This is a genomic window from Microbacterium sp. NPDC055988 (genome assembly GCF_042269505.1).
GTDB lineage: Bacteria > Actinomycetota > Actinomycetes > Actinomycetales > Microbacteriaceae > Microbacterium.
The window spans coordinates 2,273,232-2,289,073 of record NZ_JBHJXY010000001.1; the positions used below are offsets into that span (position 1 = coordinate 2,273,232).

General features: G+C 70.4%; 17 protein-coding genes. 6 read left to right on the forward strand and 11 right to left on the reverse strand.

The features are described from left to right. From ACFC14_RS10880 to ACFC14_RS10895, 4 genes are all read left to right on the forward strand, one after another. A complete protein-coding gene (locus ACFC14_RS10880) occupies positions 1-756 on the forward strand; it encodes an ABC transporter permease (RefSeq protein ID WP_376104095.1) in 756 nt (251 codons plus the stop codon). Between the two features lie 40 nt (positions 757-796). After that, on the forward strand, positions 797-2,011 hold the full coding sequence (locus tag ACFC14_RS10885; protein WP_376104097.1) for a sensor histidine kinase: 1,215 nt from the start codon (positions 797-799) through the stop codon (positions 2,009-2,011). Continuing rightward, positions 2,005-2,637, forward strand: coding sequence for a response regulator (locus tag ACFC14_RS10890; RefSeq protein WP_376107162.1), 633 nt, complete (start codon positions 2,005-2,007; stop codon positions 2,635-2,637). Before ACFC14_RS10885 ends, ACFC14_RS10890 begins: the two co-directional genes overlap by 7 nt. Positions 2,638-2,765: 128 nt before the next feature. Then, complete coding sequence (locus ACFC14_RS10895) at positions 2,766-3,146, forward strand: VOC family protein (protein WP_376104100.1); 381 nt, start codon at positions 2,766-2,768, stop codon at positions 3,144-3,146. Here ACFC14_RS10895 and ACFC14_RS10900 read toward each other — a convergent pair. Together ACFC14_RS10900 and ACFC14_RS10905 are read right to left on the reverse strand one after the other, a co-directional pair. Then, positions 3,143-3,562: a VOC family protein gene (locus ACFC14_RS10900; RefSeq protein ID WP_376104103.1), complete on the reverse strand. Its 420-nt coding sequence runs from the start codon at positions 3,560-3,562 to the stop codon at positions 3,143-3,145. The two genes, ACFC14_RS10895 and ACFC14_RS10900, sit on opposite strands and share 4 nt — an antisense overlap. Positions 3,563-3,583: 21 nt before the next feature. Continuing rightward, on the reverse strand, positions 3,584-5,233 hold the full coding sequence (locus ACFC14_RS10905) for a thiamine pyrophosphate-binding protein (protein ID WP_376104106.1): 1,650 nt from the start codon (positions 5,231-5,233) through the stop codon (positions 3,584-3,586). A 163-nt stretch (positions 5,234-5,396) separates the two neighbouring features. On the opposite strand from ACFC14_RS10905, the gene ACFC14_RS10910 reads away from it, so the two are divergent. Continuing rightward, positions 5,397-5,906: a phosphoribosyltransferase gene (locus ACFC14_RS10910; protein ID WP_376104108.1), complete on the forward strand. Its 510-nt coding sequence runs from the start codon at positions 5,397-5,399 to the stop codon at positions 5,904-5,906. 19 nt (positions 5,907-5,925) lie between these two features. Here ACFC14_RS10910 and ACFC14_RS10915 read toward each other — a convergent pair whose 3' ends face one another. From ACFC14_RS10915 to ACFC14_RS10950, 8 genes are all read right to left on the reverse strand, one after another. After that, complete coding sequence (locus ACFC14_RS10915; protein ID WP_376104111.1) at positions 5,926-7,449, reverse strand: ATP-dependent DNA ligase; 1,524 nt, start codon at positions 7,447-7,449, stop codon at positions 5,926-5,928. Between the two features lie 177 nt (positions 7,450-7,626). Beyond that, on the reverse strand, positions 7,627-8,397 hold the full coding sequence (locus tag ACFC14_RS10920; RefSeq protein ID WP_376104114.1) for an enoyl-CoA hydratase/isomerase family protein: 771 nt from the start codon (positions 8,395-8,397) through the stop codon (positions 7,627-7,629). Positions 8,398-8,409: 12 nt separating this feature from the next. Beyond that, positions 8,410-9,573 carry a 1,2-phenylacetyl-CoA epoxidase subunit PaaE gene (gene paaE / locus ACFC14_RS10925; RefSeq protein WP_376104117.1) on the reverse strand — a complete coding sequence of 388 codons (1,164 nt, stop codon included), beginning with the start codon at positions 9,571-9,573 and terminating at the stop codon, positions 8,410-8,412. A gap of 1 nt (position 9,574) precedes the next feature. After that, a complete protein-coding gene (gene paaD / locus ACFC14_RS10930) occupies positions 9,575-10,069 on the reverse strand; it encodes a 1,2-phenylacetyl-CoA epoxidase subunit PaaD (RefSeq protein WP_376104120.1) in 495 nt (164 codons plus the stop codon). Beyond that, a complete protein-coding gene (gene paaC / locus ACFC14_RS10935; protein WP_376104123.1) occupies positions 10,063-10,914 on the reverse strand; it encodes a 1,2-phenylacetyl-CoA epoxidase subunit PaaC in 852 nt (283 codons plus the stop codon). Before paaC ends, paaD begins: the two co-directional genes overlap by 7 nt. Then, complete coding sequence (gene paaB, locus ACFC14_RS10940) at positions 10,911-11,240, reverse strand: 1,2-phenylacetyl-CoA epoxidase subunit PaaB (protein WP_376104126.1); 330 nt, start codon at positions 11,238-11,240, stop codon at positions 10,911-10,913. The genes paaC and paaB overlap by 4 nt, the downstream gene beginning before the upstream one ends. After that, positions 11,240-12,214 (reverse strand): 1,2-phenylacetyl-CoA epoxidase subunit PaaA, encoded by a 975-nt coding sequence (gene paaA / locus ACFC14_RS10945; RefSeq protein WP_376104129.1) that lies wholly within the window; start codon positions 12,212-12,214, stop codon positions 11,240-11,242. Before paaA ends, paaB begins: the two co-directional genes overlap by 1 nt. Positions 12,215-12,310: 96 nt before the next feature. Next, complete coding sequence (locus tag ACFC14_RS10950; protein ID WP_376104132.1) at positions 12,311-12,730, reverse strand: pilus assembly protein CpaE; 420 nt, start codon at positions 12,728-12,730, stop codon at positions 12,311-12,313. Between the two features lie 93 nt (positions 12,731-12,823). Here ACFC14_RS10950 and ACFC14_RS10955 point away from each other — a divergent pair, with 93 nt between their 5' ends. Beyond that, on the forward strand, positions 12,824-14,944 hold the full coding sequence (locus ACFC14_RS10955) for a RecQ family ATP-dependent DNA helicase (protein ID WP_376104135.1): 2,121 nt from the start codon (positions 12,824-12,826) through the stop codon (positions 14,942-14,944). A gap of 24 nt (positions 14,945-14,968) precedes the next feature. Here the strand turns inward: ACFC14_RS10955 and ACFC14_RS10960 are convergent, their stop codons facing one another. Then, entirely contained in the window at positions 14,969-15,736 is a 768-nt protein-coding gene (locus ACFC14_RS10960) for an IclR family transcriptional regulator (RefSeq protein WP_376104138.1), read from the reverse strand. Positions 15,737-15,842: the final 106 nt, after the last annotated feature.

A 15,842-nucleotide genomic window follows, 5' to 3' on the forward strand; every position in this document is an offset into this window, starting at 1 on the left:
ATGCTCGTCTCACCCACCATGCTGCGCATCGAAGGCGTCCGCCAGCTGCGCAACCCCTACACGCTCGCGTTCACCCTGGCGATGCCGGTCGCGATGTATCTGCTGTTCGGTGCCGGGATGGGCTACGGCTCGCTCTCGGCCGGGCACGGCAACGTCTCGTTCTATGTGATGACCTCGATGGCCGCATACGGCACGGCGGTCGCGATGAGCTCGCTGACCTCGCTCGCCGCGACCGAGGCGAAACAGGGCTGGGGCCGCCAGCTCGCCATGACACCGCTGACGACAGCGGGCTACGCGCTGACCAAGCTGCTCACGGCGGTCGCCTTCGCGGCGCTGGCATTGGTGGCGGTCTTCGCAGCGGGGATGATGACCGGCGCGGAGGTCGAGGACGGCTGGCGCTGGGTGGCGACCGCGGGCATCATCCTCGGCATCGGTCTGATGTACGGTCTGTTCGGCCTCGGCGTCGGGCTGTTCTTCAGTTCCGACTCGGCGGCCGCGCTCGCGTCGATCTCGATGACGTTCTTCGCGTTCTTCGGCAACGTCTTCATGCCCCTCGACGGGGTCATGCTCGACATCGCCCGATTCACACCTCTTTACGGTTTCGTCGCCCTGAGTCGCTGGCCGCTGACCGACGGCACCCTCACCACGGGGCAGACGGATGAGCTGTGGATGCTGTTCCTCAACGTCGCCGTGTGGCTCGCGCTGTTCGTGCTGCTGGTCACCATGGGCATGAAGCGTTCGCGGGCGCGGCAGTAGCCGCGCCGGCAGCATCGCGGGACGACAGTAGGTTGGACGGATGACGCAGCACTCGAAGCGGGCCTCCTCGGAACCATCCGGGGAGGCCGGGCGGTTCGCCGCCCTGGGAGCGCCGCCCGCCGCATGGTCGGCTCCGGGAGCGAGGTCGTCGCGCGGAGCGGTCGGGAAGGACCCGTGGGCGCGATTCGGCTGGTTGATGGCCGTGATCTGGCTGGTCTTCCTCGTCTACCCGGTGATCGCGCTGCTGCGCTCCGAGGCGCCGCTCGCGTGGATCGTCGTGGGCTGGATCGCGCTGGTCACGTTCGTCGTGCTGTACGTCAGCGGCTTCATCCATGGCATGCGCGGCGGCGGAGGGTTGGGTCGGCCGCCGTCGGTGCGGCAGTGGGTCACGTTCGCGATCCTCATCGTGTGCGCTCTGGTCTCGGTGCCGGCGGAGGGCGGATCGGCGCTCAGCTTCCTGCCGTTCGTCATGTCGTTCGCCTCGTACGGGCTCACGCGCGTGTGGCACTGGATCGCGACGGTCGGCGCCTTCGCCGTCACGGCCCTCTGTGTCTTCCTGCTGCCCGGCGGACTGAACTACCTTTCCGTCCTGGCGATCGTCGGACTGCTCGGCGTGGTCAACACGGTGTCCACCTGGCTCATCATCCGCTCCGGTGAGGCGGAGCAGCTCGGTCTCGAGTTGGCCACCAGCGAGGGGCGCGAAGCCGTCGCCCGCGACGTGCACGACCTGATCGGTCACTCGCTGACGGTCGTCGGACTCAAGGCACAGCTCGTGCGCCGCCTCATGGACTCCGATCCGGAGCGCGCCAAGGCCGAGCTCGCCGACATCGAGCGACTGACCGCGGAGGCGATCGCCGGGGTGCGGTCGTCAGTGGCGGGTGCGCGGGCGACGACGCTGGTCGAGCAGCTCGCGTCGTCGCGGGACTCGTTCCGGGCGGCCGACATCGACCTGCGGGTCGAGGGGGAAGCCGATGCCCTGTCGCCGGTCCAGGCCATCACGGCGGGGTGGATCCTGCGCGAGGCGACGACCAATGCGCTGCGTCATTCCGAGGCGCGTACCGTGCGGGTGCTGCTGGCGCCGGGGCGGCTCGTGGTCGAAGACGACGGGGTCGGCATGAAGGAGGGCGCGGGGCGCGAGGCGGGCAACGGCATCCGTGGCATGCGCGAGCGTGCGGCAGCGGCGGGGGCGGGTTTCGTGATCGCCGCGGCGCGTGAAGCCGATGGCTCGGGAACCCGCGTGGAGGTGACCTGGTGACGGCCACCGGTGAGGGCACCGGCATCCGCCTGCTGATCGCCGACGACCAGGCGCTGGTGCGCGGTGCTCTGGGTGCACTGCTCGACCTGGAGCCCGATCTCACGGTGGTCGGCATGGCCTCCGACGGCGCGGAGGCGCTGCGGCTCGCGGAGGAGCTGCGGCCCGAGGTGTGCCTGATGGACGTCCAGATGCCGGGCATGGACGGGGTGGAGGCGACGCGACGCATCCGCGAGGCGAGTCCGCAGACCCGCATCCTCGTCGTGACCACCTTCGCGCGCCCGGGTTACCTGCGTGCGGCGCTGGATGCCGGAGCCAGCGGCTTCATCGTGAAGGACACTCCTGCCGAGCAGCTCGCGGAGGCCGTTCGTCGCGTGCATTCCGGATTGCGCGTACTGGACCCCGTTCTCGCAGCCGACAGTCTGTTCGAGGGGGCGAACCCGCTGAGCGACCGGGAGCGTCAGGTGCTGCGCCTCGCCGCGGACGGGCGCTCGGCCGCGGACATCGCGGCGGAGGTGTTCCTGTCCGCGGGAACCGTGAGGAACCACCTCTCCGCGGCGATCGGCAAGACCGGTGCGGCGAACCGGGCACAGGCCGTGCGGATCGCGGTCGACAAGGGCTGGATCTGACCTTCAGTCGTCCGACGGGGGTCGGGTGATCCGTCGGGATCTGGTCCGTCGGAGCTCTGGTGCGACGTCGGTGGCCGCGCGTACGGTGGACGCCGACGGGCGACGGCGCCCGACAGGAGGAGTGCGTGATGGATTGGAAGATCGAACTCATCTTCGTCCCGGTCTCGGACGTCGACCGGTCGAAGGCCTTCTACGAGAAGATCGGCTTCAACGCCGACTGGGACCAGACGCCCGTCGAGGGTCTGCGGTTCGTGCAGATGACTCCGCCGGGGTCGGCCTGCTCGATCGCGTTCGGCACCGGTCTCGGCATCGATCTCGAGCCGGGACAGCAGAACACGATCCAGGTCGTGGTTCCCGACGCCGATGAGGCGTTGGCGCATCTGCAGGGGCTCGGCGTCGAAGCCGGAGGCGTGGAGAACATGGACTGGGGGCGGTTCGTGTCCTTCGACGACCCGGACGGCAACAGCTGGACGCTGCAGGAGCTCCCGGATTACGGCGCTCAGAGCTAGACGGCAGAGGTGGTCGCCGGCATCGACGCGGTGTCGGCGACCACCTCGACCTTGAAGCCTGCGGCGTTCTCTAGCCACCCCGCGTAGTGCTGTTCGCCGCCGGCGTGTGGGTAGCGCTCGGCGTAGAGCGGGTGCCAGCCGTGCGCAGGAGCCTCGGCGATGAGCGCATCCACGGCAGCGGGGGTGCCACCGTGGAACGCCAGATGATTGAGTCCCGCGCGACGACGGTCGTGTGCGGCATCCGACAGATTCGGAGAGGTCGTGAAGGTGAGGTAGGTGCCGCCCGCGGCCCAGGATTCCCCGCCGCCCCATTCGCTGTCGAGCGTGAAGCCCAGGCGATCGAGGATCCAGCGCCATTCCGTGCGCACGGCATCGAGGTCGGCGACCCAGAGTTCGACGTGATGGAGACCCGGCATCCTCCGAGTCTGCCAGTCGCGTCAGGAGTTCACGCGGATGATCTCCTGCTGGTACGGCGCGATGACGTCCCCGGAGATGCGCAGGTCGAGGAGGAGGAAGCGGCGGGAAGCGGCATCCTCGGCGGTCCAGCTCTCGAGGCGGTCGAGGTCGGCGAGCGTGCGCACGACGATGCCCTCCGCTCCGACGGCTGCACCGAACGCGGCGAAGTCCACCTCGGGGATGCGCATCGGTCCCTCGGCCAGCCCCTTGAGGCCGTAGAGGTTGACCTCGGCCCCATAGGCCGCGTCATTCCAGACGACGGCCATGCCCCGGCCACCGGCCGCGCGGACAGCGGATTCGAGATCGGCGATCGCCATCAGCCCACCGCCGTCGCCCGAGGTGAGCACCACGGTCGATTCGCGCCGAGCCAGGGCGGCCCCGACGACGCTCGGCCAGCCCTGCCCGATCGACTGGAAGGCCGTGCCGATCATCATCATCCGATCGGGCGCGGCGACCGGCCAGTACATGTTCGCCCAGCCGATGAAGTGGCCGCCGTCGGACACGACGATGCGGTCTTCGGGGAGAAGCTCCGCGATACGACGCGCGGCCGACCGCGGGTCGAGACGTCCGTCGGCGGCGAGATCGTCGCCGGCCTCGTACGCCCGGGCCGCCACGACGTCGACGGTCTCCCGCCACGGGGTCGACGGCACGGAACCACCGAGCCGGGTCACGAGGGCCTCGGCGGCCAGACGCGCGTCGGCGCGCACGAACCCGCCGACGTGGGCATGAGTGGCCGCGGGGGAGATGTCGACCTGGAACACCTTCGTCCCCGGCGCGAAGAGCTCGCCGAAGCGCATCGTGAACTGGTTCAGGGAGGCCCCGAACACCACGGCGACGTCGGCCGAGCGGATGAGTTCCATCGCCCTATCGGCGCCGAAACCGCCGGTGACGCCGAGGTCGTACTGCGTGTCGGGGAAGACGCCGCGGCCGAGAGCCGACGATGCTGTCAGGGCGCCGATGGCCGCGGCGAGCTCGCCCAGGGCCGCGCCGGCGCCGGAGAGCCACGCGCCGCGGCCCGCGAGGAGGAACGGGCGCTGCGCCGTGCGCAGAGCATCCGCGATCTCGTCGAGCATCCCCTCGGCGAACTCGCCACGCGGGGCGAGGGGAGCGGGCACCCGCGGCGACGGGGCCGCAGGAACGTCGCCGGCTTCGAGGGCCGCGACGTCGTAGGGGATGGCGAGGACCACCGGGACGCGGTAGGTCAGCGCGTGCTCGATGGCGATGACCGTCGTGGCGGCGGCATCGGCTCGGCCGACCGTATAGGTGCGGGCGCCGACGGCGGAGGCGAGCGCGATCTGGTCGACATCCCACGGGCGCGGGCCCGACGTGGGCTCGTCGCCGACCACGAGCACGAGCGGCACGTGCGCCTGCACGGCCTCGGCCAGAGCGGTCAGCGTGTTGGTGAATCCGGCGCCGTACGTCGAGGTGCCGGCGGCGATGCGCCCGGACGCGCGGAAGTGGGCGTCAGCGGCGACCACGGCGCCCTGCTCGTGGCGGACGGCGGTGAAGGAGGCGTCCGTCTGCGTCTCGATCGCGTCGAGGAAGTAGGCGTTGCCGTTGCCCATCACGCCGAAGACGGAGTCGATGTGCTGGGCGAGGGTGAGAGCGACGTGTGCGGAGACGGTGGGCATGCAAAAGCCTTTCGAGACAGGGACGGAGGAACTGCGGGATCCGTATGTGTCTCGCCTCCGCGTCTTCGCGGAGTGCTTCGTGCCTCTTTTTCAGGCACCGGCCGGGCCGGACCCGCTCAGTCTAGCGGCGAGAGTGCATACCGGGATGCGGGAGAATGCAGAGATGACGGATGCGGCGCTCGAGCGCGAGACACTGACCTGGGACGGCTTCGGAGCGGCGACACGAGAGCTGGCGCGGAACATCCTCGCCACGGGCTTCGAGCCGGAGGTGGTCGTGGCGATCGCCCGCGGCGGGCTGCTCCCGGCCGGCGCCATCGCATACGGTCTCGGGGCGAAGAACTGCGGCGCGATCAACGTCGAGTTCTACACCGGGATCGGCACGGTGCTGGATGCGCCCGAGGTGCTTCCGCCCGAGCTCGACATGGCGTATCTCGACGGCCGCCGGGTGCTGCTCGTCGACGATGTGGCCGACTCCGGGCGCACGCTCGCGCTGGCGGTGCAGCTGCTGCAGGAGAAGGGGGCCGACGTGCGGTCGGTCACGATCTACACCAAGCCCTCGACGATCATCCAGCCCGACTTCGCCTGGAAGGACACCGACCTGTGGATCAACTTCCCGTGGTCGTTCCAGGGCACGGTGCGCGAAGAGGACCTGGGGCTCACGCCCTCGGCCTGAGCCGCCCTCACCCGGCGGGTCATCCGCGCAGCAGTGACCGCAGCGTCTGGATCGTGTCGGCCTCTGCCGCGGTCTTGTCCGGACGGTAGCCCTTCACCCGGGCGAAGCGCAGCGCGATGCCACCCGGATACCGCGGGGAGCGCTGCACGCCGTCGATCGCGATCTCGACGACGATGTCGGAGCGCAGGAACACGGTGGACGCCGTGCGATGCGACTCGTGCTCGGGGAACTCGGAGGTCTGCCACCGCAGCAGCTCGTCGGTGAGCCCCTTGAAGGTCTTGCCCACCATCACGAACCCGCCGGAGTCGCCGAACTCGCCGTCGGGATCGCGCGCACCGAGGTGCAGATTCGAGAGCCACCCCCGACGACGCCCTGAGCCCCACTCTGCGCCGAGCACCACCAGGTCGAAGGTCAGCACCGGCTTGACCTTGACCCACGACTTCCCTCGGCGCCCTGCGGCGTAGGGCGCATCGATCGCCTTGACCACGACACCCTCGTGCCCGGCGGCGAGGGCCTCACGCGACAGCTGCTCGGCGGCATCCGCGTCGGCCGTGACGACGCCGGGCATCCGCCATGCACCGGCCACCCGTTCCAGCTCGGTCAACCGGGTCGAGAGCGGCTCGTCGAGCAGGTCGCGCCCATCGATGTGCAGCACGTCGAAGAACCACGGCCGCAGCACGAGCTCCCGCGAGACCTCTGCCCCGAACCGCGACATGGTCTCCTGGAACGGTCGCGGCCCGCCGTCTTCGTCGAGCGACAGCGTCTCGCCGTCGAGGATGATGTCGTGCACCGGCAGCGACCGCACGATCTCGACGATCTCGGGCACTCGGTGCGTGATGTCGGCGAGGCTCCGCGTGTAGACGCCGACCGCGTCACCGTGGCGGTGCACCTGGATACGGGCGCCGTCGAGCTTGTATTCCACGGATGCCTCGCCGGTGACCTGCAGTGCCTCCGACGCCGTCGCCGCCGTCGAGGCCAGCATCGGCAGGACCGGACGCCCCACTTGGAGCCCGACCGCCTCGAGGTCACCGGGTGCTCCGGTGAGGGCGATGCGCGCGGTCTCGCCGAGGTCGCCCGACAGCATCGCGGCCCGTCGGACGACGGCCGCCGGACGGTCGGACGCTCGGGCGATCGCGTCGAGGAGCACGCCCGACAATGCACCGGTGCGCAGCTCGCCGAGCATCGCGCGCACGAGGAAGTCCCACTCAGTTGCGGTCGCCCGCGAGCCGAGATCGACGAGGATGCCGGTGCGGCCCGCCGCCGAGCCCGAACCCGACGTCGCGGCGAGGGCATCGAGAGACGCGTCGACATCGTAGACGGTGAGTGCGGACTCGTCGGCGTGCGCGATGTCGATGGCCGAGAGTCCGCGCCATCCGACGCCCAATCTGCCCTGGCGTGGTGAGGCGAGGAGCAGGCCCATGACGACCGGAAGCTCGGATGGGTCGGCACGTGCGAGCAGTTCGGCGAGGGCATCGATCTTGGCGAGCCGGGACGACGTGGCCCCGACGCGGTCGGTCGTGGTGACCAGCTCTGCGAGCTTCATCCGAGCATTCTCGCACCGGCCTCCGACATCGGAAGGTTCCGTAGACCGGGGCGCACGGCGTGGACAGGCAAAAGCCCCGCATCAGGCCGATTCGCGGACGAATGGCCTGATGCGGCGTGATGGCCTGATGCGGCGTGGTGGCCTGCTGCGCGCGTGCATGCGCCGGACGTCGCGCCCTCAGCGCCCGCGGAACTCCGGCTTGCGCTTCTCCTGGAACGCGGCGAAACCCTCGCGGTAGTCGTCGGTGTCGCACAGGGCGGCCTGCGCGGCGTTCTCGATGCCGACCGCATCCCACAGCGCGAGCCGCTCGTCGCGGATGCGCGCGATCAGCTCCTTGCTCGCGAGGAAGGCCGCCGTGGCGCCGCGGGCGGCCGTCGCGGCGGCGTCCGTCGTCGCCTGCACGACCTCGTCGTCGGGGAAGACCCGCGAGAAGAGCCCCGAAGCCACGGCCTCGGCCCCGCTCATCAGGCGCCCGGTGTAGATGAGGTCGAGCGTCTTGTGCGCCCCGAGCCGGTCGAGGAAGAGCGCGTGACCGCCGGAGTCGAGCGTCGCACCGAGTGCGGCGAACGGGGAGCCGATCTTCGCGGACTCGGCGACGTACACCACATCGGTCGCGATCAGCAGGCCGAGACCGACACCGAGGCAGGCGCCGTGCGCGACCGCGAAGGTCGGTGCGGGGAACCGTGCCATCCGCTGCAGCAGCGGGGTCACCAGACCACCGAGGTAGCCGAGGACGTCGTCGTCTCGCGGGTCGACCGCCGAGATGTCGCGCCCGGCGCAGAAGGCGCGACCCTCGCCGCGCAGCACCAGCGCCCGCACGCCCGCGGCCTCCGCGGCCGCGTAGGCGGCATCCAACTCGCCCAGCGCGTGCTCGTCGAGCGCATTCAGCTTCGTCGGCGCATTCAGCACGATCGTCGCGACGTCGTCGGTGACGGTGAGGTCGATCATGGGGGCTCCTGGTCAGACGTCGTAGTCGACGACCACACGGTCGCTGGTGGGGTGGGACTGGCAGGTGAGCACGAACCCGCGTTCGAGTTCGTCGGGCTCCAGGGCGTAGTTCTCGGTCATCGTGACGCTGCCCTCGAGCACCCGTGCGCGGCAGGTGCCGCAGACCCCGCCCGCACAGGCGAAGGGCGCGTCGGGGCGCACGCGCAGGGCGGCGTTGAGCACCGACTCGTGCGCGTCCACCGGACTCTCCACGGTCGAGGAGACGCCGTCGAGCGTGACCTCGATGCGCACGGTCTTCTCGCCGGTGCGCACCTGCACCGGGCGGGCCGCACGGGCCGGTTCGTCACCGGTCGTGAACAACTCGAAGCGGATGTGCGAGCGGTCGACGCCGACGTCGGCCAGCACTTCGCGGCAGAGGTCGACGAGGGCGAGCGGGCCACACAGGAACCATTCGTCGACGGTGGCGGGAGGGATCAGCGTGCCGAGGATCGTGCGCAGCTTCGCCTCATCGATCCGGCCGGACAGCACCGGTGCCGCCCGCTGCTCGCGGGAGAGCACGTGGTGCAGCACGAGTCGCGTCGGATACCGGTCCTTGAGGTCGGCGAGGTCCTCGAGGAACATCACGTCGAGCGTGGCGCGGTTCGTGTACAGCAGCGTGAACCGCGAGGAGTCGGAGCGGGTCAGCACCGTGTGCGCGAGCGCCATCAGCGGCGTGATCCCGGAGCCCGCGGCGATGCCGACGACATGCCGGTGGTCGAGGTCGTCGAGCCCAGAGGTGAACGTGCCCTGCGGGCTCATCACGTCGATCCGGAATCCCGCGTGCAGCCCCGTCTGCGCCCACGTGGAGAAGAGCCCGCCCTCGTCGCGCTTGACGGCCACGCTGAGGCGCGTGTCCTGCCCGTCGTCGCGGTGCTCCGGCGCGCGGCACAGCGAGTAGGAGCGCCGAACCTCGACCCCGTCGAGCGTGATGCGCAGGGCCACGTACTGGCCGGGAAGGTGGTCGTACTCGTCGGCGAGCGCGGCGGGCACCGTGAACGTCACCTCGACCGCGTCGTCGGTGAGGGGGCGCACGTCCTCGACGGTGAGCGTGTGGAAGCGGGCGCGCTTTCGGGGGGCGGTCTCGCGCGCTGTCGTCGCACGGGGGACGGATGCCGGCGCGGACGTGAAGAGCGACATGTCAGTGCACCTTGAAATGGTCGAAGGGCTCGAGGCACGCGCGGCATTCGAACAGCGCCTTGCACGAGGTGGAGCCGAAGCGGGAGACCTCACGGGTGTCGAGGGAACCGCAGCGGGGGCAGCGCACGCTGAGCGCGAGCCGGATGGGACCGGTCGACACCGCAGCACGGCCGGACGGCGGTGCGATTCCGTAGGCGGCGAGCTTGGCCTTGCCGGCATCCGACATCCAGTCCGTCGTCCAGGCGGGGGAGAGGACGAGGCGCACCTCGACCCGGTCGAACCCCGCGGCCGTGAGCGCGAGGATCACGTCGTCGCGGATCGTGTCCATCGCGGGGCAGCCGCTGTAGGTCGGGGTGATGTCGACCCAGACGCGATCGCCGTCGGCCTCGACCGCCCGGAGAACGCCGAGGTCTTCGATCGTGAGCACGGGGACCTCGGGGTCGGGCACACCGGCGGCGATGCGCCAGGCCGCCTGGGTCGGGGTGAGGGTCACCATGACGCCCCAGGATGCCGTCGCGCGAGCACCTGCATCTCGGCGAGGATGTGGCCGAGCGGAGTCGCGTGGGCGCCGTGCCGTCCGCCAGCGGAGGAAGCCGCGACCGCGGGCACCGACAGCTCCGCCTCGGCGAAGACCGTGGCGACCACACCGTCGAATCCGGGTCGCAGACTCGACGGGCGCACCGCCGCATCGCCGAGTCGCTCGATCAGGTCGTCGTCGCGGAACAGCTCATCGACGTACGGCCAGACGTCTCCGATCGCCCGGATGGTCCGGGTGCGGGACTCCTCGGTGCCTCCCGCGAGGCGCAGCACCCACTGCACCGCGTGATCGCGGTGGTAGTCGACCTCTTTGAGCGACTTCTCCGCGATCGCCGCGAACGTCTCGTCGCTGCTCGCCCGGAGCGCGGAGTAGAGCTCGAACATGTAGGTGGCCACCACGAACTGCCGGGCGATGGTCTGGGCGAAGTCGCCGTTGGGCTGCTGCACGATCCAGGCGCACCGGAACTCGGGCTCGTCGCGGAAGAAGGCGAGGTCGTCTTCGCTGCGGCCGTCGTACGACCCGGCGTAGTGCAGGAAGGAGCGCGCGTGCCCGAGCAGGTCGAGGGCGATGTTGCCCAGGGCGACGTCTTCCTCCAGCTCGGGGGCGCGGGAGATCCATTCGCCGAGCTGCTGGGAGAGGATGAGCGCGTCGTCCCCGAGGCGCAGGGCGTACTCCGCGATGTCTGCCGATGCCGCGACCGCGCCGGTGCCGGAGAGCTCCTGCGAGAGGCGGAGCTCGTCGACCGAGACGTCGCCGTGCACGTCGGTGTCCTCGTGCGCGGTGTCCAGGTGTGGCGCGCTCACAGGTGCGGCACCCCCTCGGAGGCGGTGTAGTAGACGGCGTGGCGGTAGTTCTTGCCGGCGGGGCTCTCGAAGTAGGCGCCCTTGGCATCCGGGTCGCTCGTCGTGATCGCCTCGGCCGGTGCGACCCAGATCGAGACGCCCTCGCCGCGGCGCGTGTAGAGGTCACGGGCGTTGCGGATCGCCATCTCGGCGTCGGGCGCGTGCAGCGATCCGACGTGCACGTGACTCAGCCCGCGATTGGCGCGGACGAACACCTCCCACAGCGGCCACAATTCCCCACCATGGGTCCCTGAGCGTGCCGAAGGGTCGGCTCCCGGAGTCGCCATCACGCCACCGCCTTCGTCTTCAGGGACTGCTTGCGGGCGTACTCGGCCGCGGCCTCGCGCACCCAGGCGCCCTCTTCGTGCGCGGTGCGTCGGCGCTCGAGCCGCTCGGCGTTGCAGGGTCCGTTGCCGCGGAGCACCTCGAAGAACTCGTCCCAGTCGATCTCGCCGATCACGTACTGCCCGGTCTCATCGTCGAAGCGCAGGTCGGGGTCGGGGAGGGTCACGCCGAGGATCTCCGCCTGCGGCACGAGCATCCCGACGAAGCGCTGACGCAGCTCGTCGTTGGAGAACCGCTTGATCTTCCACTTCATCGACTGCGCCGAGTTCGGGGACTGATCGTCGGGCGGCCCGAACATCGCCAGGCTCGGCCAGTACCAGCGGTTCACGGCGTCCTGCGCCATCTCGCGCTGCTCGTCGGTGCCGCGCATGAGGGAGAGGAGGATCTCGAACCCCTGCCGCTGGTGGAACGACTCCTCCTTGCAGACCCGCACCATCGCGCGTCCGTAGGGACCGTATGACGCCCGGCACAACGGCACCTGGTTGCAGATCGCTGCTCCGTCGACGAGCCAGCCGATCGCGCCCATGTCGGCCCAGGTGGGCGTGGGGTAGTTGAAGATCGACGAGTACTTGGCCTTGCCGCTGATGAGCTGGTCCATCATCTCGTCGCGGGTGGTGCCGAGCGTCTGCGCGGCGGAGTAGAGGTAGAGGCCGTGGCCCGCCTCGTCCTGCACCTTGGCCATCAGGATCGCCTTGCGCTTGAGGCTCGGGGCGCGCGTGATCCAGTTGCCCTCCGGCTGCATGCCGATGATCTCGGAGTGCGCGTGCTGGGAGATCTGGCGCACCAGGGTCTTGCGGTATGCGTCGGGCATCCAGTCGCGCGGCTCGATGCGCTGCTCGTTCGCGATGAGCTCGTCGAAGAGGCGCTCCTCATCGGAGATCTCGCCCACGAGGGACAGGTCTGCGGGACTGGTCATCATCGACTCCTCGGCATCGGGTCATCTTTACTGACCGATCGTTAGGTAATTCTGACACAGTGGATGGCCGGTTTCAAGACGGCATCCGCGCGCGGCTCAGTGCGAGCGGGAGATCAACTCCAGCAGAGCGCGCCCGTACGCCTCGGACGGGTCCGGATGCTCGAAGACCGAAGTCGCGTCTGCGATCTCGATCTCGACGCGGAAGGCGTCCTCGACGCGCGTCAGTGAGCGGAAGGTGCCGCGCAGCAGCTCGCGCAGCTGGTCCTCGCGCGGCAGCCAGACCGCGTCGGCGAGCGTCACCGCGTCGAGCGCCCACTCGGTCGTGCCGTTGAAGGCGAGGTCGGTTCCGCTCGGGGTCTGCCTGGCCTCGATCGTCATCTCGCTGACCGTGAAGATCTCGGCCTCCGCCTCGAGCTCGACCTCGTCGGGCAGATCGAGCTGGAAGCGATCGCCCTCTGCCGGGTGCCAGACGAGTCCGGCCTCTCGAAGGGTGACGGCGAGCTCGCGAGTGATCATCCCTTCACGCTAGACGACGGAGGATCGCCCGGGATGCGAGCGGGCTGAGGAGGAGGGGCCGGTCGTGTCGGCGGGGTGAGGCAGAGTGGGGGGATGACCTCCCCAGCCCCTGCCGACACCCGCGATGCCGCACTTTCGGCCCTGCGCGAGCTCGTCGGCCGCCCGGACGCCGACTTCCACGACGGCCAGTACGAGGCGATCGAGGCGCTGGTCGAAGGGCGCCGGCGTGCGCTCGTGGTGCAGCGCACCGGATGGGGCAAGTCGGCGGTGTACTTCGTCGCGACGCTGCTGCTGCGACGCCAGGGCGCGGGGCCGACCGTGCTCGTCTCGCCGCTGCTGGCGCTCATGCGCGACCAGATCGCCGCCGCCGAGCGCGCGGGTGTGCGCGCGGTCGCGATCAACTCCACCAACGCGCACGAGTGGTCCGACGTGCTCGCGCAGCTCGACCGCGACGAGGTCGACGTGCTGCTGGTCTCCCCGGAGCGGCTCAACAACCCGGCCTTCCGCGAGCAGCAGCTGCCCGCGCTCGTCCGTCGCATCGGCATGCTCGTGGTCGACGAGGCACACTGCATCAGCGACTGGGGTCACGACTTCCGCCCCGACTACCGGCGGCTGCGCGACCTGATCGCGCAGATGCCCGCCGACGTGCCGGTGCTCGCGACCACCGCGACCGCGAACAGCCGGGTCGTGGCCGATGTCGCCGAGCAGCTCGGCAGTCTTCATTCCGGCGAGGGCGACGCGGCGCCCGTGCTCACGATCCGCGGGCCCCTCGCGCGCACGTCGCTGCGGTTGGGGGTGCTGCGGCTGCGCGACTCGGCGAGCCGCCTGGCCTGGCTGCTGAGCCACCTCGACGACCTGCCGGGGTCGGGCATCATCTACACGCTGACCGTCGCCGCCGCGGTCGACACCGCCCGGCTGCTGCGCGATCACGGTCATGACGTCCGTGCGTACACCGGGCAGACCGACACCGACGAGCGCGCGGAGTCGGAGGGGATGCTCAAGCGCAACGAGGTCAAGGCGCTGGTGGCCACCAGTGCGCTCGGCATGGGGTTCGACAAGCCCGATCTGGGCTTCGTCCTGCACCTCGGTGCGCCGTCGTCGCCCGTGGCCTACTACCAGCAGGTCGGCCGTGCGGGGCGTGCGAGCGAGAGCGCCGACGTGCTGCTGCTCCCCGGCGTCGAAGACCGCGACATCTGGCACTACTTCGCGACCGCGTCGATGCCCGACCGGGAGCGCGCGGAGCGCGTGATCAGTGCGCTCGGAGACGCCCCGATCTCGACGCCGGCACTCGAGGCGATGGTCGACATCCGGCGGACGCCGCTCGAGCTGCTGCTCAAGGTGCTCGACGTCGACGGTGCGGTGCGACGCGTGCAGGGCGGCTGGGTCGCGACGGGCGAGCCTTGGACCTACGACGCGGAGCGCTACGAGCGCATCGCCGCCGAGCGCCTCGCCGAGCAGCAGCACATGATCGACTACGAGCAGACCGACGGATGCCGCATGGAGTTCCTGCAGCGCGCCCTCGATGACGACACCGCGGCTCCCTGCGGGCGGTGCGACAACTGCGGGGGCGGATGGTTCCCGCGCGAGATCGGGGAGTCCGCGACCACGCAGGCCGCGGAGTCGCTCGACCGGGTCGGTGTTCCGATCGAGCCTCGTCGCGCCTGGCCGACCGGTGCCGATCGGTTGGAGGTGCCGGTCAAGGGTCGCATCGCCGCGGAGGAGCAGGCGGGGGAGGGGCGGGCGCTGGCTCGACTCACGGACCTCGGGTGGGGCGGTGCGCTGCGCGACCTCTTCGCCGCGGGGGCAGCGGATGCCCCGGTGACGCCGCAGTTGCTGCAGGCCTGCATCCGTGTACTCGCCGGATGGGGCTGGGACGAGCGGCCGGTGGCCGTGGTCGCCCTGCCCTCCCGGTCGCATCCGCTGCTCGTCGACTCGCTCGCGCGCGGTCTCGCCGATGTCGGGCGACTGCCCTACCTCGGGGCGCTCGAACCGGTCGGCGGTGGGCCGACCGGACAGCCCGGCGGCAACAGCGTGTTCCGTCTCGCCGACCTCTGGGATCGGTTCAGTGCCGAGCACCTCGACGTTCCGACGGGACCGGTGCTGCTCGTGGACGACCTGGTCGACAGTCGGTGGACGATGACGGTTGCCGCCCGGGTGCTGCGGCAGGCCGGCGCGTCTCAGGTGCTGCCGTTCGCCCTGGCGCTGCGCGGCTGAGGAGGGCCGGACCGGCGATCGCCGTCAGTCGTCGGCGGGCGCGACGCGGGGCGGCCACGAGGTCGCGCCGAGTTCCCGCGAGATGTTCCTGGCGGTCTCCCGCAGGGCGTTCATGATCGCGTCGGAGGCCGGCGTCTGAGAGGTCGGCAGGACCACCGCGACCGCCGCGACGATGTCGTTGGAGGCATCGGCGACGGGTGCGGCGAGCGAGGATTCGCCCAGTACGGCCTCATCGAACTCGCCGGCGGTGCCGCGCTCCGCAATCGCGGGCAGTTCCAGGGTCAGGCGGGCGATGTCGGTGATCGTGTCGCCGGTGAGGCTGCGCAACGGCTGCTCGAAGACGGTCTGCTGGAAGCCCTGGTCGTAGGCGAGCAGCACCTTGCCCATGGCGGAGGCGTGCGCGGGGATGGCGACACCGGTCTCCAGCATCTGCTGGCTGTCATCGGGGCGCAGGTTGTGGTGGATCACGAGCACGTCGGTGAAGTGGGGGGCGCCCAGCCGCACCGAGAGGTCGGTGCGACGAGCGAGCTCCTGTGTCCAGCGCATGGCCCGCGCACGCACGTCGAGGGTGTCAAGGTACACGTTGCTCAGGCGCAGCAGCGTCGGCCCGAGCATGTAGCGCTGGCCACCGCGCTCTTTCGCGACGAGGCCGTGCGAGCGCAGCGACTTGACGATCCCGTGCACGGTCGACGGCGGCAGGCTGAGCGCTGTGGCGAGGTCGGTGATGCCGAGGTGGCGTGCTCCCTGGAGCAGCTCGAGGATCTTCGCCGCGCGGTCGATCGCCTGGATCACGGGGGGAGCCTCCTTCCGGTGCGTCGTCGAGCCGGTGCGTCTGCCGTGCCGGTCTTCAGGATGATCTTGACAACCTGGCAGGCTCCGAGCATATTCGACATTAACG